The sequence below is a fragment of the Bacillus sp. FSL K6-1000 genome (assembly GCF_038630785.1).
GTDB classification, from domain to species: domain Bacteria; phylum Bacillota; class Bacilli; order Bacillales; family Bacillaceae; genus Bacillus; species Bacillus safensis.
In genome coordinates this window covers 2,387,364-2,406,200 of the sequence record NZ_CP152042.1, presented here as the reverse complement: position 1 = coordinate 2,406,200, position 18,837 = coordinate 2,387,364, and the positions used below count along the sequence as shown (strand labels likewise).

The 18,837-nt window shown below is 43.2% G+C and carries 20 protein-coding genes and 1 other annotated feature; of the genes, 16 read left to right on the top strand and 4 right to left on the bottom strand.

What is annotated here, in order from left to right; all coding sequences use genetic code 11:
• Positions 1 to 112: 112 nt before the first annotated feature.
• From MHI46_RS12450 to MHI46_RS12415, 8 genes are all read left to right on the top strand, one after another.
• A complete protein-coding gene (locus MHI46_RS12450; RefSeq protein WP_024423125.1) occupies positions 113 to 532 on the top strand; it encodes an Rrf2 family transcriptional regulator in 420 nt (139 codons plus the stop codon).
• Positions 533 to 550: 18 nt separating this feature from the next.
• Complete coding sequence (locus tag MHI46_RS12445; protein ID WP_144491367.1) at positions 551 to 1,693, top strand: cysteine desulfurase family protein; 1,143 nt, start codon at positions 551 to 553, stop codon at positions 1,691 to 1,693.
• A 94-nt stretch (positions 1,694 to 1,787) separates the two neighbouring features.
• A complete protein-coding gene (gene mnmA / locus MHI46_RS12440; protein ID WP_039180282.1) occupies positions 1,788 to 2,906 on the top strand; it encodes a tRNA 2-thiouridine(34) synthase MnmA in 1,119 nt (372 codons plus the stop codon).
• A gap of 60 nt (positions 2,907 to 2,966) precedes the next feature.
• Complete coding sequence (locus tag MHI46_RS12435) at positions 2,967 to 3,620, top strand: tetratricopeptide repeat protein (protein WP_025092425.1); 654 nt, start codon at positions 2,967 to 2,969, stop codon at positions 3,618 to 3,620.
• A gap of 19 nt (positions 3,621 to 3,639) precedes the next feature.
• A complete protein-coding gene (locus MHI46_RS12430; protein WP_024423121.1) occupies positions 3,640 to 6,024 on the top strand; it encodes an ATP-dependent RecD-like DNA helicase in 2,385 nt (794 codons plus the stop codon).
• A gap of 268 nt (positions 6,025 to 6,292) precedes the next feature.
• Positions 6,293 to 6,811: a PRC-barrel domain-containing protein gene (locus MHI46_RS12425; protein ID WP_052196552.1), complete on the top strand. Its 519-nt coding sequence runs from the start codon at positions 6,293 to 6,295 to the stop codon at positions 6,809 to 6,811.
• Positions 6,812 to 6,824: 13 nt separating this feature from the next.
• A complete protein-coding gene (locus MHI46_RS12420; protein WP_003216308.1) occupies positions 6,825 to 7,016 on the top strand; it encodes a hypothetical protein in 192 nt (63 codons plus the stop codon).
• 20 nt (positions 7,017 to 7,036) lie between these two features.
• A complete protein-coding gene (locus tag MHI46_RS12415; RefSeq protein ID WP_064497881.1) occupies positions 7,037 to 7,168 on the top strand; it encodes a YrzQ family protein in 132 nt (43 codons plus the stop codon).
• Positions 7,169 to 7,248: 80 nt separating this feature from the next.
• On the opposite strand, the gene MHI46_RS12410 is transcribed toward MHI46_RS12415, so the two are convergent.
• The 4 genes from MHI46_RS12410 to MHI46_RS12395 all read right to left on the bottom strand — a co-directional run bounded on the left by MHI46_RS12410 (position 7,249) and on the right by MHI46_RS12395 (position 10,197).
• Complete coding sequence (locus MHI46_RS12410) at positions 7,249 to 7,899, bottom strand: amino acid ABC transporter permease (protein WP_039180274.1); 651 nt, start codon at positions 7,897 to 7,899, stop codon at positions 7,249 to 7,251.
• A gap of 15 nt (positions 7,900 to 7,914) precedes the next feature.
• Positions 7,915 to 8,568, bottom strand: a complete 654-nt coding sequence (locus tag MHI46_RS12405) for an amino acid ABC transporter permease (RefSeq protein WP_039180271.1) — start codon at positions 8,566 to 8,568, stop codon at positions 7,915 to 7,917.
• 77 nt (positions 8,569 to 8,645) lie between these two features.
• A complete protein-coding gene (locus MHI46_RS12400; protein ID WP_058839006.1) occupies positions 8,646 to 9,455 on the bottom strand; it encodes a transporter substrate-binding domain-containing protein in 810 nt (269 codons plus the stop codon).
• Between the two features lie 13 nt (positions 9,456 to 9,468).
• Positions 9,469 to 10,197 (bottom strand): amino acid ABC transporter ATP-binding protein, encoded by a 729-nt coding sequence (locus tag MHI46_RS12395; protein WP_024423116.1) that lies wholly within the window; start codon positions 10,195 to 10,197, stop codon positions 9,469 to 9,471.
• A 230-nt stretch (positions 10,198 to 10,427) separates the two neighbouring features.
• Here MHI46_RS12395 and MHI46_RS12390 point away from each other — a divergent pair, with 230 nt between their 5' ends.
• The 8 genes from MHI46_RS12390 to MHI46_RS12355 all read left to right on the top strand — a co-directional run bounded on the left by MHI46_RS12390 (position 10,428) and on the right by MHI46_RS12355 (position 18,794).
• Entirely contained in the window at positions 10,428 to 11,492 is a 1,065-nt protein-coding gene (locus MHI46_RS12390) for an AI-2E family transporter (RefSeq protein ID WP_058839007.1), read from the top strand.
• 44 nt (positions 11,493 to 11,536) lie between these two features.
• Positions 11,537 to 11,744: a binding site (T-box leader), on the top strand.
• Positions 11,745 to 11,824: 80 nt separating this feature from the next.
• Complete coding sequence (gene alaS, locus MHI46_RS12385; RefSeq protein WP_342502833.1) at positions 11,825 to 14,461, top strand: alanine--tRNA ligase; 2,637 nt, start codon at positions 11,825 to 11,827, stop codon at positions 14,459 to 14,461.
• A gap of 89 nt (positions 14,462 to 14,550) precedes the next feature.
• Positions 14,551 to 14,817, top strand: coding sequence for an IreB family regulatory phosphoprotein (locus MHI46_RS12380; protein WP_008358522.1), 267 nt, complete (start codon positions 14,551 to 14,553; stop codon positions 14,815 to 14,817).
• Positions 14,818 to 14,820: 3 nt separating this feature from the next.
• Positions 14,821 to 15,237, top strand: coding sequence for a Holliday junction resolvase RuvX (ruvX, locus tag MHI46_RS12375; RefSeq protein WP_034279935.1), 417 nt, complete (start codon positions 14,821 to 14,823; stop codon positions 15,235 to 15,237).
• Between the two features lie 15 nt (positions 15,238 to 15,252).
• Complete coding sequence (locus MHI46_RS12370) at positions 15,253 to 15,534, top strand: DUF1292 domain-containing protein (protein WP_024423112.1); 282 nt, start codon at positions 15,253 to 15,255, stop codon at positions 15,532 to 15,534.
• 154 nt (positions 15,535 to 15,688) lie between these two features.
• Positions 15,689 to 16,255, top strand: coding sequence for a biotin transporter BioY (locus MHI46_RS12365; RefSeq protein ID WP_260774465.1), 567 nt, complete (start codon positions 15,689 to 15,691; stop codon positions 16,253 to 16,255).
• Positions 16,252 to 17,718, top strand: a complete 1,467-nt coding sequence (locus tag MHI46_RS12360; protein ID WP_342502832.1) for an acyl-CoA synthetase — start codon at positions 16,252 to 16,254, stop codon at positions 17,716 to 17,718. Before MHI46_RS12365 ends, MHI46_RS12360 begins: the two co-directional genes overlap by 4 nt.
• Positions 17,706 to 18,794 (top strand): acetyl-CoA C-acyltransferase, encoded by a 1,089-nt coding sequence (locus MHI46_RS12355; protein ID WP_260774460.1) that lies wholly within the window; start codon positions 17,706 to 17,708, stop codon positions 18,792 to 18,794. Before MHI46_RS12360 ends, MHI46_RS12355 begins: the two co-directional genes overlap by 13 nt.
• The last annotated feature ends 43 nt before the right edge of the window (positions 18,795 to 18,837 follow it).

Here is an 18,837-nt window from a genome sequence, read left to right as displayed (position 1 = left end):
AAATGAAAGTTGGCTGAAAGTATGATATAATTGCTTTTGGTCTATATATCAGCGTATATGAAATCAGAAAAATAATTGATGACATAGAATAGAAAACGCAGAGGTGTTTAACTTGAAAATATCAACTAAAGGCAGATATGGTCTGACGATCATGATCGAATTAGCCAAAAAACATGGCGAAGGCCCTACATCATTAAAATCAATCGCTCAAAACAATGATTTGTCTGAGCATTATTTAGAGCAGCTTGTATCACCACTCCGCAATGCCCGTCTTGTAAAAAGTATCCGCGGTGCGTATGGCGGCTATGTTCTTGCACATGAACCAAACGAGATCACAGCAGGTGATATTATTCGTGTATTAGAAGGACCAATTAGTCCTGTTGAAGTCATCGAAAACGAAGAACCAGCAAAGCGTGAACTATGGATTCGTATTCGTGATGCAGTAAAAGACGTACTAGACAATACAACTCTTGAAGACTTGGCAAGCTACACAGATGACGGGGATCAAGACTCGTATATGTTCTATATTTAGATCAGAGGTGTACCGGAAATGGAACGAATCTATTTAGATCATGCAGCCACAACGCCGATGGATCAGCGTATTGTGGACAAGATGATGCCGTACTTTACAGAGATATTTGGCAATCCCTCTAGTATTCATTCATATGGGCGCGAGGCAAGAAAGTGGCTCGATGAAGCAAGAGAAGTCATTGCAAGAGAATTACACTGTAAACCACAGGAGATCATCCTCACAAGCGGTGGAACCGAGGCGGACAACCTGGCGATCACAGGTGTTGCCATGGCAAGACAGCATGAAGGAAAACATATCATCACAGTGAAAACAGAGCATCATGCGGTGCTGCATACATGTGAACGCCTAGAGAAGCTAGGATTTGAAGTGACGTATTTAGATGTGGACGAAACGGGATTGATTCATCTTGATCAATTAAAACAAGCATTGAGAGATGATACGATTCTTGTGACCGTCATGTACGGCAATAATGAAACAGGTGTGATTCAGCCAATCAAAGCCATTGGCGAACTTCTACATGATCACACTGCTCATTTTCATACAGACGCAGTACAGGCGTTTGGCACAGTGCCTATTGATGTAGCAGATCTCCATATTGATCTTTTATCTGCTTCTGGCCATAAGCTGAACGGTCCGATGGGAACAGGCTTTTTATATGTAAACGAAGGCGTGAAACTTTCTCCGCAAATATTCGGAGGGGAACAAGAAAGAAAGCGCCGTGCTGGCACTGAAAATGTGGCAGGAATTGTTGGACTTGCAGAAGCTGTTCAATTAACGAAGCAAAATAGAAGAGAAAAATCGATGCATTATGGTAAGCTCAAAGAAACTATGCTGCAAGTATTCGAAGAGGAATCTCTTAATTTCTCTATCAATGGACATCCGAAAGAGACATTGCCGCACATTTTAAATGTTCATTTCCCGGGCGTCTCCATTGAATCGCTGCTTGTGAATTTAGATATGGAAGGAATTGCTGTTTCAAGCGGATCGGCATGTACGGCTGGATCTGTCCTTCCTTCGCACGTGTTAAGCGCCATGTATGGCGAAGAAGCAAAAGAGCTGACATCCTCAGTCAGAATAAGCTTCGGTCTTGGGAATGAAGAGGATCATGTGAAGCAGGCGGCACGTAAGATAGCAGCTGTTGTCAAACGCCTAGCCAAATAAATGCTTCCTTTTGTTCGTGTGTGAAAAATGAAACAGCGAAGCACCTGAAGAACGAAACGCGTATGTTGTTTCATTGAAATTGGAGTTGATGAAGATGACAAAAAGACCAGAAGATACAAGAGTTGTGGTCGGTATGTCCGGAGGAGTCGATTCATCAGTTGCCGCTCTTATGCTAAAGGAGCAAGGCTATGATGTCATCGGCATATTTATGAAAAACTGGGATGACACTGATGAAAATGGTGTTTGCACAGCAACGGAAGACTATGAGGATGTCATCCGCGTGTGTAACCAAATTGGAATCCCATATTATGCAGTAAATTTCGAGAAGCAATATTGGGACAAAGTGTTTCAATATTTCCTTGATGAATATAAAGCGGGCAGAACGCCAAACCCAGATGTCATGTGTAACAAAGAAATTAAGTTCAAGGCATTCCTTGAGCATGCATTGTCACTTGGTGCGGATTATTTGGCAACAGGACACTATGCCCGTGTTGATAGAACTGGTGATGAAGTCAAAATGCTGCGAGGTCTTGATGCAAACAAAGACCAAACGTATTTCTTAAATCAGCTGACACAGGAACAACTTGATAAAGTCATGTTCCCAATCGGTGATTTAGAGAAAAAAAGGGTTCGTGAATTGGCAAAAGAAGCAGAGCTCGCAACAGCAACGAAAAAAGATTCAACAGGTATCTGCTTTATTGGAGAAAGAAACTTTAAAACGTTCCTCAGTCAATATTTGCCTGCACAGCCTGGTGTGATGCAGACAATGGACGGAGAAGTAAAAGGGGAACACGATGGACTGATGTATTACACGATCGGTCAGCGCCAAGGACTTGGCATTGGCGGTAGTGGTGATCCTTGGTTTGTCGTTGGGAAAGACTTGGAGAAAAACATCTTGTTTGTTGAACAAGGCTTCCACAATCCACTTTTATACTCTGAAAGCATTTCAGCTGTTAATATCAGCTGGACTCGTCCTCATATTGTCGGGGAAAACGGTGAATTAACGTGCACAGCAAAATTCAGATACCGTCAAGAAGATCACCATGTGAAGGTCAAAATGACAGGTGAGCAAGAAGCGATGGTGATCTTTGATGAACCTGTTCGTGCTGTTACCCCGGGACAAGCGGTTGTTTTTTATGATGGTGACGAATGTCTTGGCGGCGGTACAATTGACGATGTCTTCAAAGATGGTCAAAAGCTGTCGTATGTGTAGCATGTTTTCAAAACCTCAACGTCGCTGTTGAGGTTTTTTAATGAAAGGATGAGAGAGCGAATGAATCATAACGAAATCGGCATAGAAGCCTTGAATCAAGGGAATATCGAAAAAGCAGCTGAAGCTTTTACAAAAGCGATCGAAGAAAGCCCGAAGGATCCGGTTCCATATATTAACTTTGCGAACTTACTTTCAAGTATCAATGAATTTGAACGTGCTTTAAACTTTTTTCAAAAAGCAATTGAACTTGATCACACTGCTGCCGCAGCCTATTACGGGGCAGGAAATGTGTATACATTAAAAGAAGACTTTATGAAAGCGAAAGATTATTTTGAACAAGCACTAAAAGCGGGCATGGAAAATAGTGATTTGTTTTATATGCTTGGGCAGACGCTCATCAAATTAGAGCAGCCAAAGCTTGCGATGCCGTATCTTCAGCGTGCCGTTGAACTAAACGAAGAAGATAATGAAGCTAGATTCCAATTTGGCATGTGCTTAGCCAATGAACACATGCTGGAAGAAGCGGTGACAACTTTTACTGAAGTCATCACGCGTGATCCGCAGCATGCAGACGCCTTTTATAATTTAGGGGTTGCGTATGCGTACTTAGAGAAAAAAGACGAAGCGCTTGAGATGCTGGGTAAAGCCATTGACGTGCAGCCTGACCATATGCTTGCACTACATGCGCAAAAGCTGATTCAAGAAGCAGAATAGATGGAAGGAGGGAAGACCTGTGCAGGAACATCCAGATCAAATGAAGCTTGAGGACGAACCGTTTTTAAAGGGGACCATTCAAGCCGTTATTTTCCATAATGAAAGTAATTTATACTCGGTGTTAAAGGTGAAAGTCATTGAAACATCGGAAAACTTAGAGGAAAAAACAGCATCTGTCACAGGCTACTTCCCCGCACTTCATGAGGAGGAAACCTACACCTTTTATGGCAAAGTCACAAGCCATCCGAAATTTGGTGAACAGTTTCAGGCCACTCATTTTCAAAAGGAAGTACCGACAACGAAGCAAGGAATCATACATTATCTCTCAAGTGATTTATTTGAGGGGATAGGAAAAAAGACGGCGGAAGAAATTGTGGGACAGCTTGGCAATCAGACGCTTCATAAAATTATGCGTGACCCAGCTGTTTTGTACGATGTACCGCGCTTATCCAAAAAGAAGGCGGATAAGCTGGCCGCAGCGCTTCAGGAACATCAAGGACTGGAACAAATCATGATCAGCCTGAATCAATATGGCTTTGGTCCGCAGCTCAGCATGAAGATTTACCAAGTGTACGAGAGTGAAACGCTGCAAAAGATCGAGGAAAATCCGTATCAGCTTGTTAAGGATGTTGAGGGGATCGGATTTATTAAGGCGGATGAGCTCGGCGCTAGAACAGGCATCTCAGGTAATGATCCAGAGCGGATTCGCGCAGCCTTGCTATATACAGTGGAGACAGCCAGTCTACAGGACGGTCATACGTACATACAAACGAAAGATTTGATCGTCGAAACCCGCAAGTTGCTCAACCAAACAGGCAATGATTACAAAGTGACTGAAATGGATGTTGCCAATCAGATCATTGCACTTGGCGAAGGAAAAGAAATGATCATTGAAGATGACCGCTGCTATCATCCATCCTTATTTTACGCGGAGCAAAGTGTTGCCAAACGCATTCAAAAAATCGTCTCCCAAACAGAATACGCGGATCAATTTCCTGAATCAGAATTCCTGCTTGCACTTGGTGAGCTGGAGGAGCGGTTAGGCGTCCAGTATGCACCGACTCAAAAGGAAGCGATTCAAAAGGCACTCATGTCCCCGATGCTGCTTTTAACAGGTGGACCTGGTACAGGGAAGACGACGGTCATTAAAGGAATTGTTGAGCTTTACAGTGATCTTCACGGTGTATCTCTTGATCCGAGTGATTATAAAAAGGATGAATCCTTCCCATTTGTACTTGCGGCACCAACTGGCCGGGCAGCTAAACGGATGACAGAATCAACAGGGCTTCCAGCTGTCACCATTCATCGGCTATTAGGCTGGAACGGATCAGAAGGCTTCTCACATGATGAGGAACAGCCGATTGAAGGAAAGCTTGTCATCATTGATGAATCTAGTATGCTGGATATTTGGCTGGCAAATCATTTGTTTAAAGCGATTCCTGATCATATCCAAGTCATTATGGTAGGGGATGAACATCAGCTTCCGTCTGTAGGACCAGGTCAAGTTTTACGGGATTTGCTTGCCTCAAAAGCTGTGCCGGCTGTTACTCTGACAGATATTTACCGGCAGGCAGACGGCTCAACTATTGTTGAACTTGCCCATGATATGAAAAATGGTGTGCTGCCAAAGGATATTACTGCACGCTCAAAGGATCGGTCCTTCATTCAATGTTCAGCTGATCAAATGAAAGAAGTCATTGAGAAAGTCGTCAGCAATGCTGCTCAAAAAGGGTTTTCGGCAAAGGACATTCAAGTACTCGCACCAATGTATAAAGGAAAAGCAGGCATCAATGAGCTCAACAAAATGCTGCAGCACATTTTGAATCCTAAAAAACCAAAAGGCAGAGAAATCCCGTTTGGTGATGTGGTGTACCGAACAGGTGATAAAGTGCTTCAGCTTGTGAATCAGCCGGAGAACAATATTTTTAACGGCGATATCGGCGAAATTGTCTCGATTTTTTATGCAAAAGAAAATACAGAAAAAGAAGACATGGCCGTGATCTCCTTTGATGGAAATGAAATCACCTTTACGAAAAAGGATTTTCATCAATTTACACATGCCTATTGCTGCTCCATCCACAAATCACAAGGCAGTGAATTTCCGATTGTTGTGCTGCCAGTTGTGAGGAGCTATTACCGAATGCTTCGGCGTAATCTGCTGTACACAGCTATAACACGAAGTAAAAAGTTTTTAATACTGTGCGGCGAGGAATCAGCACTGGAGTGGGGCGTGAAAAACAATGAGGATTCCCTCAGACAAACGTCCTTAACGATGCGGCTTGTGCAAACCGAACAAATCATGGATGCAGAACTTGAAGCGCTCCAAAAAGAGCTTCCGTTTAGCGTACATGACGCAAATATTGGCATGGAGGGAATCACTCCGTTTGATTTTATGCATGAGTAGAGGCTTCCATATGGAAGCCTTAGCGTGTAGACAAACCCTCGCATTCGTTGTCAATCCTGCGCTCCGGTGCTCACGAATGTCAAATTCGCTCCGCTCCGATGCTCGTCCTTCCTAGGGCTGCAAAGGTTTTCTATCACGCTGAAAAGAAGACAAAGGGCTAAAATCAAGATCATTTTAGCCCTTTGTCAACAATCTGAGGCTTCCATACGGAAGCCTTTTAGCGCGGAAAGAACTTCTTCCATTCCGTTCATGGAAGCCATTTCTTCGTATGAGTCATGAAGCAAACGCACACGATAAGACTGTTCCGCAAAAGGTGGTTGAGCACATTTTGAGAACATGCCGAGAACTTGAAGGAATGACGATCTATTCAGATGAGCTGTCCCAATCGCTTGGTTCCATAAAAGATATTTGCTTTTTAGCCGGAGGCAGCTGCGGAGGATATGTGTTAGAGGGGAAAAAGAAAGACTGTGCACTCATTCCATTCTCTGGATTTGATCAGCTGACAGACAAAGGTTTATATGTGAGCTGCCAGGAGGGAGTAGGCATGGATTCCTCTGCTCCATTCTTGTTATTTTCGAAATTAAAAAAGAAAATGATGCAGTCGCCTGATGGTGAAAATTTAGGCATTTTGGAAGATGTATACTTTTGTACAAATTCGGGCACAATCGTAGCATATGAACTCTCGGACGGCTTCTTTACAGAGCTATCAGGGATTCGGAAACAGCTGCAGGCTGCCGGAACCTTGATGAACGTTCAAAAGGAAGCACTGGTTCTAAACCGAACGTAAAGAGGTGCTGATTATGCTCATTTGCCCAAATTGCAAATGTAAAGACATCGGAAAAATTGGGGTCAATCAATATTATTGCTGGGGCTGTTTTATTGAATTGACGCTGTCAAAAGGCAAAATATCGACACACCAAGTGGAGGAAGACGGGACACTAAGCAGCTTAGATGATCTGTTTAGTGACGATGAACGTTCAATTCAACTATAAGTGTTAAGGGGGAATTTCGAATGGGCAAAATGACTTCTTCACTATTAACGCTTGGTGCAGGTGCACTTGCATATCACTTTGCAAGCCGATATGATATGCCATCAAAGCGGGATATGAAAAAGCTAAAAAAACGTGTTATGAGAATGATGTAAACAAAAGGGCTAAAATGATCTTCATTTTAGCCCTTTGTTTTTTTCAGACCGGGGCCCAGAGTTGTCAATAACTTGAGCTGTTACGCTTGCCTGTATTCTAATCGTCTTGCAAGAATGGATAAGCTGAAATTGACGACAAAATACATCATAGCTGCCAATAGGAAAATCGGCAGTAAATAGGATTGGCTTTGACCGTTTAATATTTGAGCGTGATGTAATAATTCTGGAAGCGCAATGACAACGGCAAGCGACGTATCTTTTAAAAGAGATATGAATTGACTGACAATTGGCGGCACCATTCTGCGCAGGGCCTGCGGCATAATAATCATTTTTAATGTTTGAATATAGGTTAAACCAGAAGACCTGGCTGCTTCGATCTGACCCTTATCAATTGATTTAAGGCCGCTTCGAATAATTTCTGACAGCATCGCGGATTCAAACACGGTTAAAGCCGCAATGGCAGAGGCTGTGATGCTTAGCTTGATGCCGATTTCAGGTAATGCAAAATACGTGAAAAAGATGATCAGTAAAAGTGGCAGGTTCCGTATGGTTTCTACAATAACCGCAAGCACTTTTGATAAAACCGGAATTTGAGCGAACCGCAATGTGCCGACGACTAATCCAATGATAAAACTCAAAATGATGGAGATAAAAGCCACTTTTAAGGTGACAGCAAATCCTTCAAGTAAAAAGGCGAGATGATCAGGCTGGTAGGCACCTATAAAATCCAAGATAATTCCTCCTCTCTAGTGGCTTCTTGCTAATCTTCTTTCTAAATAACCAACGCCTAGACTAAGCGGAATGGTTAATAGCAGATAGAACATGGCAACAAAGATGTAGACATCAAACGTCACAAATGTTCTAGATGCAATAAGGTCACCTTGATACATGAGATCAAACCCTGCAATGACACCTAAAATCGAGGAGTTTTTGACAAGGTTAATAAATTGATTCCCAAGAGGGGGAATGACGATTTTAATCGCCTGAGGCAAAATGATATACCGCATCGTCCCGCCATATGACAGACCTGAAGCGCGGGCTGCTTCCATTTGTCCAAGCGGTACAGCTTGTATCCCTGCACGAATGGCTTCAGCAATAAAGGCAGACGTATAAATGGCAAGAGCAATCGTCCCAGCAGTAAACCCATCTGCTACAATACCTAGTACGGGTAAACCAAAGAAGAAAACAAAGGTGATCAATAATAACGGAATATTCCGAATAAATTCCACATAAGCCGTTCCGAACCAGTTGAGCGGCCTAAATGGCGCAATTCTCATAATGGCAATGAGTGTACCGATCAAAAAGCTTCCAATCAGAGCAATGACACTTGCACCAATGGTATATTTAAAGCCTTCTAAATAAAGATGAAAATTTTCAGTGAGAATGGAAAACCGCAGCAATCAGTTCACTTCCTTCCTGATCAACAGGGGAGCCATTGAGCGGCTCACCTGAGGCATTGATGTTAACCAATCAAATGTTATTCTTTGATCCATTTTTTAAGAATTTTGTCATACTCACCATTGTCTTTTAACGTTTTTAAGGCTTTATTGATCGCATCAGTTAATTCTTGATCCCCTTTTTTCACAGCAATGCCATAAGGCTCATCTGTAAAGGTGCCGCCGACCACTTCATAATTTGAATCTTCATCTGCCATACCAAATAAGATCGCATTATCAGTTGTCAGCACTTGCCCTTGATTTGATTTTAAAGCTGTAAAAGCCTCTTGATAGTTCTCAAATTCTAATACGGATACTTCAGGTGCTTTCTCACGGATATTTTGAGAAGAAGTAGATCCTTTCACGGCCAGCACCTTCGTTCCTTTTTTAAGATCATCAATGGATTGAATGTCGCTTCCTTTTTTCACAAGTAGTGATTGTCCTGCTTCAAAGTAAACATCTGAGAAATTGACTTCTTTTTTACGCTCTTCTGTAATTGTCATGGTGGCTACAATCGCATGGATATCCCCTTTTTGAAGCAAAGGAATTCTTGTTTTAGATGTCACTTCCTTAAATTCTGCTTTTCCTTCATCGCCGAGTATTTCCTTTGTGATGGCTTTTGCAATATCAATATCAAATCCTTCAATATCCCCGCTGCTCGGATTTTTTAGACCGAATAGCCGTGTGTCATTTTTTACACCGAAAATGATTTTTTTGTCTTTCTTAATGGCTTCTAATGAGCTTCCTTGTTTTGCATCAGTTGAGCCTTTTTCTGTAGATCCACAAGCAGCTAAAGCGGCGATGCAGCAAGTCATAAAGAGCAGCATGCCAAAACGTTTCATTTTTTTCATTAAACCATTCCCCCTAGTGATTTAAAATACGGCTTAAAAATAATTGAGCACGTTTCTCTTGCGGTTTTTCATAAAATGCAGCCGGTGTTGATTCTTCAAGAATTCTGCCCTCATCAATAAAGACAATGCGGTCGGCCACTTCACGGGCAAAGCCCATCTCATGCGTGACAACAACCATGGTCATGCCTTCACGGGCCAGCTGCTTCATCACATCTAATACCTCGCCGATCATCTCTGGATCAAGTGCAGATGTCGGTTCGTCAAAAAGCATCACCTCTGGTTTCATCGCAAGCCCTCTTGCAATGGCAACGCGCTGCTGCTGTCCGCCTGAGAGTCGTGAAGGGTAGGTGTCTGCTTTTTCAGGAATGCCGACTTTATTTAAATAAAATTCAGCTGTTTCCTTTGCTTCTTCCTTGCTCACTTTTTTGACCTTCATCGGCGCAAGCATAATGTTTTCAAGCACCGTCTTATGCGGATAGAGGTGGAAATGCTGAAAGACCATTCCGATATTTTGCCTGACAAGATTGATGTTGGTCTTCGGATGCTGAACAGACACTTGGTTGACGAGAACTTTTCCCGCATCAATGCTTTCAAGACGATTGATACACCTGAGCATCGTACTTTTACCAGATCCTGAAGGACCGATGATCACAACAACCTCCCCTTTTTGAATATGTAGGTTAATGTCCTTAAGTACATGGAACTGGCCATAATGCTTGTTGACTTCTTCGAATGTGATCATGAAGAACCTCCTCTTGTGTTTCATTGGCTAAAGCTAAAGTGGATTCTAGCACAACTTGTGTAAAAAGAAGTAAATGATGGAATATTTTCTGACGAGATTTTACAGCAAATAGTGACTTTGGATGGAGCTGTATGTTTCATGTGTATTCATTTTTAACAAAGTTAGGACAAATTTTATTTACGTGGATAATTGCAGAAGATGGTTAAACAATAAGAAAAGAGGTGAAAAAGGTGAAGAAACGTCCGATCCAATTTCTGATATATGCTGCAGGGATCCTGCTTGTCCTTGCATCCTTGCTCATTTTACTGCAGCTCGACGAGTTATGGATGCCTGTTTTTTTATTGCTGAAGGCGGTTCTCATTCCGCTTCTCATTGCCATTTTTATTTCTTATCTGCTTTATCCGATTGTGGAAAGACTGCATGCACGAGGGCTGCCGAGAACAGTCAGTCTCTTACTCATCTATGTCCTGTTTTTTGGCGGGATTGGGTTTGCGGTTTATAAAGGAGCGCCTGTGATGATCGCACAGTTAAATGAGCTGTCAGAACAAATTCCTGTCCTCGCCGAAACTTATAATGGCGCTTTATCACATATTCATCGTCATACGAGTCACTGGCCTGACGGACTTCACGACCGCTTGGACCGCTTCATTGTTCAATCGGAGACATATGCAGCCAATAGTGCTGAGCGGATGATTCTTAGCTGTAAGGTTTTATTTGATTACGCATTAGTCGCAGCACTCATTCCTTTTCTTGTTTTTTATATGGTGAAGGATATGAACACGATGAAGCGGGCGGCATGGTATTTAACGCCGCCATCATTTAGAAAGAGGGGAAAAGCTTTTGTCAAAGCAGTGGATGAATCGCTTGGTGATTATATTCGAGGACAGCTGCTTGTTTGTTCTTTAATCGGGGGTGCAGCAGCCATTGTGCTCTGGCTTTTTCATATCCCGTATCCGCTTGTTCTTGGGATGCTGATAGGGGCAACGAACGTGATTCCTTATTTTGGACCGATTATTGGCGCAGTTCCTGCCATCTTTATTGCGTTTACCATCTCGGTGAAATCGGTCATCATTGTACTGATCACAGTAGCGGTGCTGCAATTTTTAGAGAGCAATGTCCTCAGCCCAATCATTGTAGGGCGAAGTCTTCATATGCATCCTGTAGTCATTATGCTTGTCTTGCTTGCAGGAGGAGAGCTGTTTGGCTTAATTGGGATGATTTTAGCCGTACCAGCAGCTGCAATTATCAGGGTGATCATTGTGCAATATATCCTGATGAGACGAAGCGTTCATTGACAAGACGAGCCGAGTTGTCTATAATAATTTCGATTCATACATATTGAAATTCAATGACGGACCCGAGTACGTTAAAAAGCTGTTGCAGAGAGAGGCTTTATTTGCTGAGAAAAGCCTTATCAGACCTTTAACGGAAGCTAGTCCCGAGTGCAGATAAACACTGCCGCTCTCTTCCGGCGTTATCGGATGTGAAGGTGATAGACGAATTTGTCTATAATCAGGGTGGTACCGCGAGAACATCTCGTCCCTGTGTAAGTCGTTTTGTGCTTGCATAGGGCGGGATGTTTTTTCGTTTGTGTGGAGATTGATGAATGATAAGGGAGGATTTTTGAATGAAAACTTTAACTTCAGCTCAAGTACGTCAAATGTTTTTAGACTTCTTTAAAGAAAAAGGACATGCTGTAGAACCGAGTGCGTCTCTTGTACCGCATGACGATCCGACACTTTTATGGATCAACAGTGGTGTAGCAACATTAAAGAAATACTTTGATGGTCGCGTCGTACCTGAAAATCCGCGTATTTGCAACGCGCAAAAATCGATTCGTACAAATGATATTGAAAATGTAGGGAAGACAGCACGCCATCACACGTTTTTTGAAATGCTTGGCAACTTCTCTATTGGTGACTATTTTAAAGAAGAGGCCATTGAATGGGCGTGGGAATTCCTCACAAGTGACGAGTGGATTGGCTTTGATCCGAATTTGTTATCTGTGACAGTCCACCCAGAGGACGAAGAAGCGTATATCCTTTGGAGAGATAAAATTGGTGTGCCTGAAGAACGTATTATCCGTCTTGAAGGCAACTTCTGGGATATTGGCGAGGGCCCAAGCGGACCAAATACAGAAATTTTCTATGACCGCGGTGAATCATACGGTCACGATATGAACGATCCAGAATTATATCCAGGCGGGGAAAACGAGCGTTATTTAGAAGTATGGAACCTTGTGTTCTCTGAATTCAACCATAATCCAGATGGTACATATACACCACTGCCGAAGAAAAACATTGATACAGGGATGGGTCTTGAACGAATGGTATCTGTCATTCAAAATGTGCCGACGAACTTCGATACAGACCTATTCATGCCAATTATTCGCGCAGTCGAAACGATCTCTGGAGAAAGCTATGGCGAAACAAAGGAAAAGGATACAGCATTCAAAGTGATTGCTGACCACATCCGGACAGTTGCCTTTGCTGTAAGTGACGGAGCGCTTCCTTCCAATGAAGGCCGCGGATATGTATTAAGACGTTTGCTGCGCCGTGCTGTGCGTTATGCAAAAACGATCCATATCCACCGTCCGTTTATGTATGATTTAGTGCCAGTTGTTGCTGAAATCATGAAAGACTTCTACCCAGATGTACAAGCAAAAGAAGAATTTATTGCGAAAGTCATCAAAAACGAAGAAGAACGTTTCCACGAAACACTGAACGAAGGGTTAGCCATTTTGTCAGAAGTGATCAAAAAAGAAAGAGACAAAGGCAGCTCAAAAATTTCAGGTGAAGATGTATTTAAGCTGTATGATACGTATGGATTCCCTGTCGAGCTAACAGAAGAATACGCAGAAGATGAGAACATGACAGTTGATCGAGAAGGCTTCCAAGCGGAAATGGAGAAGCAGCGTGAACGAGCAAGAAATGCGAGACAAGATGTCGGCAGTATGCAGGTTCAAGGGGGCGCTCTAGGCGATATTAAAGTAGAAAGCACCTTCGTTGGCTATGAAAATCTAACAGCAGATGCCCGTATCATTGAATTGCTTCAAAATGGTGAAATTGTCTCGGAAGCACATGAAGGAGACACGGTGCAAATCTTGTTAGATGAAACTCCATTTTATGCGGAAAGCGGCGGACAAGTAGCGGATAAAGGGACACTAAAAAGTGCAGAAGTCATCATTGAGATCAAAGATGTGAAAAAAGCGCCAAACGGTCAGCATGTCCATGAAGGAGTCGTCGTAAGCGGTACGGCTCAAAAAGGTCTCGAAGTCACTGCAGAAGTGGAATCAGCTCTTCGAAAAGGTATTGTGAAAAACCATACAGCGACACACCTTCTGCATCAGGCGCTAAAAGATGTATTAGGCAGCCACGTGAACCAAGCAGGGTCATTGGTGAATGAAAACAGACTTCGTTTTGATTTCTCTCACTTTGGACAAGTGACGAAAGAAGAATTGTCTCAAATTGAAAAAATCGTGAACGAAAAGATTTGGGAAGGCATTTCGGTTGCGATTGACCTGAAGCCAATTGCTGAAGCAAAAGAAATGGGCGCAATGGCGCTGTTTGGCGAAAAGTATGGCGATATTGTCCGCGTAGTCCAAGTCGGCGATTACAGCATCGAGCTATGCGGCGGCTGTCACGTGCAAAACACTGCGGAAATCGGTTTGTTTAAAATTGCGTCTGAGTCGGGTATTGGTGCTGGAACACGCCGTATTGAAGCTGTGACTGGTCAAGGTGCCTATGAAGAATTAAATGACCAGCTGGCGATTTTAGAACAGGCAGCAAATGAGCTGAAGTCAAATACGAAGGACGTTCCAAAACGAATCGCTTCATTACAGGCGGATTTAAAAGAGGTTCAAAGAGAAAACGAATCTCTTCTTGCGAAATTAAGCCAAGCAGAAGCAGGCTCTATTTTAGAGAAAGTGACTGAAATTGGCGGAGTGAACGTCTTAACACAAAAAGTAAACGCCAAAGACATGAATCATTTAAGAACAATGGTTGATGACTTGAAAGCTAAATTAGGATCAGCTGTCATCGTCCTGGGAGCCGTTCAAAACGGAAAAGTAAACATTTCAGCAGGAGTGACAAAAGACGTGATCGAAAAAGGTCTGCATGCAGGGAAGCTTGTGAAGCAGGCAGCTGAAATCTGCGGCGGAGGCGGAGGCGGACGTCCAGATATGGCACAAGCAGGCGGAAAACAACCAGAAAAACTTGAAGAAGCACTGGCATCTGTCGAAGAATCTGTCAAATCCGTTTTATAATCAGGCGATGTAGTGTAGAATAATGGTATTAGATGAGCGGTTAGAAAAAAGCTTGCTAGTAGAATGTTGGAAGAGAGGTGCAAGAAGCAGTGAGTTCATTTGATAAGACAATGAAGTTTAACTTCTCTGATGATTCAGCTGAAACCAATGTGAATGAAGTGCTCATTACAGTTCATGACGCACTCCAAGAAAAAGGATACAACCCGATCAATCAAATTGTCGGATACTTGCTGTCAGGCGACCCTGCTTATATTCCAAGACATCAGGATGCACGCAACCTAATTCGTAAACTAGAACGAGACGAATTAATTGAGGAATTGGTTAAATCGTACTTAGAGACACATAAAGAGGCGTAAAACATGAGAATTTTAGGCTTAGATTTAGGCACGAAAACCCTTGGTGTTGCGATCAGTGATGAAATGGGATGGACAGCGCAAGGGATTGAAACAATTAAAATTGATGAAGCAGGCGGAGACTTTGGTCTCAGCCGCCTGTCTGAGATTGTTGCAGAATATGGAGCGGATAAAATTGTACTTGGCTTTCCAAAAAATATGAACGGCACGGTCGGTCCTAGAGGCGAAGCCAGCCAATCATTTGCGAAAGTGCTAGAAAACACGTACAATGTTCCTGTTGTGCTTTGGGACGAGCGTCTGTCAACAATGGCAGCGGAAAAAATGCTCATCTCTGCAGATGTGAGCAGACAAAAGCGTAAAAAAGTCATTGATAAAATGGCGGCTGTCATGATCCTGCAAGGATATTTAGACAGCTTAAATTAAAATGAGGTGAATCAAATGGAACACGGAGAAAAGCAAATTACAATCGTTGATGATAATGGAAATGAACAGCTTTGCGAAGTACTATTTACTTTTGAAAGCGACCATTTTAACAAATCTTATGTTCTTTACTACCCAATTTCTGAGCAAGACAATGAGGAAATTGAAATTCATGCATCAAGCTTCACACCGAACGAAGACGGTGAAGATGGCGAGCTAGAGCCGATTGAAACTGATGAAGAGTGGGACATGATTGAAGAAACGTTAAACACGTTCTTAGATCAAGAAGACGAAGAATAGAACGAATAAAAGGCCTGTGAACAGATCTTCTTGATCTTTCTTCACAGGTCTTTTTTTACGATCATTATGTTAACTTAGATTTATTTCATGTTGACATAATGAACTGTACCTTTTACTCTATTTTTAACAATAAATTGAGTGAGGGGCATGAAGATTGAGAATTCAAGATATGATGCAAATAGCGTTAATGACAGCAGTCATCGGGATGTTAGGCTTGATCCCGCCGATTTTACTGACATTTACACCTGTACCGATTACATTGCAAACCGCAGGTCTTTTGCTTGCTGGGGGGCTGTTAAAGCCAAAACAAGCATTGATCAGTTTATGTCTTTTTCTTTTGGTTGTGGCAGCAGGCGCACCTCTTTTGTCAGGTGGGAGAGGCGGGATAGGGGTCTTTTTTGGTCCAAGCGGTGGTTTTCTTCTTGCTTATCCTGTTGCTGCCTTCATGATCAGCTTATGGGTGAACCGGCTGAAAAAAGTAACCGCACTGCGTCTTTTTGTGATCTATGCGGTTTGCAGTATTGTGATTTTGTATATGTGCGGTATTCCTTTTCAAGCCATGATGATGCATATTAAGGTGTCACAGGCCGCTTTTCTTAGTCTGATTTATCTTCCAGGTGATCTCATCAAAGCGGGAATGTGCGCTTTCTTTACGGTCAAAATCATACAGGCCATGTCATATCGAAAAAGGGATCTGCATAAAGGGAGGCGTGCAGTTTGAACAGAATAACGGATAGCTATGCAGTACATGCAGAAATGAAACGAGATCAGATTGCCATCATAGATGAGCAAGAAAGCATTACATATGAAGATTGGTATGAACGTGTGCAGAGAGCGGCACAGTGGTTACAAGGAACGGCTCATCAGCAAAAAAGAATCGCTTTTTTATTATCAAATGGTGCTTCTTTTCTTCAAATATTTGCGGGCGCTGTTTGTGCAGGGTGGACAGCCGTTCCGCTTGATCCGAGATGGAGTCATGAAGAATGTGTAGAAAAGCTCTTGTTAAGTGAGGCGGATCTCGCCATTATAGAGGATCGATTGATGAAAAGATTTGAACAGGGAAGCGTGGACATGCCGATTCTTTCTTTATCTGAATGGAAGGATAGAATCAGCCTTCTCACAGACAACAGTCCTTATAACACCTGCGATACCGAGAAGGACCCAGTCTTTTATATGGGATTTACGTCAGGTTCAACAGGCTCACCAAAAGCCTTTATTAGGCGTCAGCAGTCATGGATCGAGAGCTTTCGAATGACCGCCGCTTCATTTGGAATCACTCATCAAGATCATGCTCTTATATTAGGTACACTCTTATCCTCTCACTTTTTATATGGTGCTATCAGTACATTATACTTTGGCGGCACAGTGACGCTTTTAGAAAAATTTGTGCCAGGAAAAGCGAAGCAAGCCTTAGAGACAGGTGATATCACCGTGATGTATACTGTCCCAACAATGACAGAAACGTTACTGCAAATCGATGCTTTTAAAGGAGACAATCCGCTTCTTGTCATGTCATCGGGAGCAGATTGGAGCATCTCGTCAAAAGAACAGCTCGTCTCCAACTATCCACATATCACTTTTTTTGATTTTTATGGCACATCAGAGTTAAGTTTTGTCTCTTATTTGTCTTCAAATGACTTTCTGCAAAAACCTTCTTCTGTTGGACGGCCTTTTTCCTCCATTCAAGTTGAAGTAAGGCGGCCCGATCAATCTGTCTGTCAGCCAAATGAAACAGGGAGGATTTATGTAAAGAGCCCAATGACTTTTTCAGGTTACTTACATGAGGAGAAACCGCCGCAGGAGTGGCTGACAGTTTACGATATGGGATGGCTGGATGAAGACGGTTATCTGTATATGAGCGGTCGTGAGAATGGCATGATCGTCTATGGAGGTCTGAATATTTTCCCAGAGGAAATTGAGCGTGTGCTAAATGAACAGCCAGAGGTGAAGCGGTCGATTGTGGTGGGCGTTCCTGACCCATATTGGGGTGAAATCCCTGTTGCCATACTGGAGCAAGTGCAGCAAATAAAGGTGGTTCAACAAGCTGTTAAAGAAAAGCTTGCGGCCTACAAGGTACCAAAAAAATGGCTTGTGATTGATCAAATGATGGAAACATCCGGCGGGAAAATTGCCCGCGTGAGCATGAAAAGGTGGGCGGAGGAGCAATTGTCATGCAAGCGGTGATCGTACAAGCAAAACGAACACCCTTCGGTGACAAAAATGGGATGTTGAAAAATTATCGCCCAGAGCAATTAGCCGCTCCCCTTATTCGGCATTTGTCTCAGGACATGACACCGGATGACGTCATATTAGGCAATGTCGTCGGAGGCGGTGGAAATATGGCCCGTCTGTCCTCATTAGAAGCAGGGCTTCCTTTGCACGTTCCCGGTATGACGATTGACAGGCAATGTGCCTCTGGTCTTGAAGCGATCCGAACAGCTTGCATCATGGTTCAATCGGGGGAGGGCGCGATGTATATCGCTGGCGGGACTGAGAGCATTTCCAGATCACCAATGAAAGAAAGAGCCCGCTTTTCACCGGAGTGGATAGGAGATCCGCATATGGGAGAAGCAGCAGAGCTGACCGCGTCGGCATTTTCTGTTACAAGAAAAGAACAAGATGACTATGCCCTTTTAAGCTGGGAAAGAAGTTTAGCCGCCTTCAAACATGGTACATATGCAGATGAAATCGTTTCGGTTGACGGGCTGAGTATAGATCAAGCAGCTGCTAAAATAAGACCGATGACAAAGCTGATCAAGCGGGCAAAACCTGTATTTTTGCCGGGGAAAGGAACTGTGACCACCGCCAATAGCTGTAAGGAAGCAGACGGAGCAGCTGCTGTCGCTGTGATGGAAAGATCGTTAGCGGAAGCAAGTGGATGTAAGGCGATGCTGCGGTATGCCGGAAGTGCTGTGACAGCGATACATCCTCATTTTCCAGCTGCTTCACCGATTGATGCGATCAAGAAACTTTTACATCAAGAGAACATCAAGGCAGAGGAAGTGGCGCTTTTTGAAATCAATGAAGCATTTGCGCTGAAAGCAGCACTTATTGCCCGCACGCTGGGGATACCATATGACCGGATCAATAGAAGAGGCGGTGCACTATGCCTTGGGCATCCATACAGCGCGTCAGGAGCTGCTATGATGGTGAGATTATTTTATGAAGCGCACACCTTACCGAATGGAAGCTATGTCATGGCTGCTATTGGAAGCGGTGGCGGTGTTGGTTTAGCCGTTTTGTGGCAAGTTTTGTCATGACATGCATGAGCAAGGAATTGCCGAACTCCGTCGAATCATGTAC

Excerpts from the sequence above, each read along its gene's own strand:
- MHI46_RS12355 (WP_260774460.1), top strand. The coding sequence starts at position 17,706 with ATGCAAGCGGTGATCGTACAAGCAAAACGAACACCCTTCGGTGACAAA.
- MHI46_RS12395 (WP_024423116.1), bottom strand. The coding sequence starts at position 10,197 with ATGATCACATTCGAAGAAGTCAACAAGCATTATGGCCAGTTCCATGTA.
- MHI46_RS12425 (WP_052196552.1), top strand. The coding sequence starts at position 6,293 with ATGAGTCATGAAGCAAACGCACACGATAAGACTGTTCCGCAAAAGGTG.
- MHI46_RS12435 (WP_025092425.1), top strand. The coding sequence starts at position 2,967 with ATGAATCATAACGAAATCGGCATAGAAGCCTTGAATCAAGGGAATATC.
- ruvX (WP_034279935.1), top strand. The coding sequence starts at position 14,821 with ATGAGAATTTTAGGCTTAGATTTAGGCACGAAAACCCTTGGTGTTGCG.
- MHI46_RS12415 (WP_064497881.1), top strand. The coding sequence starts at position 7,037 with ATGGGCAAAATGACTTCTTCACTATTAACGCTTGGTGCAGGTGCACTT.
- alaS (WP_342502833.1), top strand. The coding sequence starts at position 11,825 with ATGAAAACTTTAACTTCAGCTCAAGTACGTCAAATGTTTTTAGACTTC.
- MHI46_RS12400 (WP_058839006.1), bottom strand. The coding sequence starts at position 9,455 with ATGAAAAAAATGAAACGTTTTGGCATGCTGCTCTTTATGACTTGCTGC.
- MHI46_RS12370 (WP_024423112.1), top strand. The coding sequence starts at position 15,253 with ATGGAACACGGAGAAAAGCAAATTACAATCGTTGATGATAATGGAAAT.
- MHI46_RS12445 (WP_144491367.1), top strand. The coding sequence starts at position 551 with ATGGAACGAATCTATTTAGATCATGCAGCCACAACGCCGATGGATCAG.
- MHI46_RS12420 (WP_003216308.1), top strand. The coding sequence starts at position 6,825 with ATGCTCATTTGCCCAAATTGCAAATGTAAAGACATCGGAAAAATTGGG.
- mnmA (WP_039180282.1), top strand. The coding sequence starts at position 1,788 with ATGACAAAAAGACCAGAAGATACAAGAGTTGTGGTCGGTATGTCCGGA.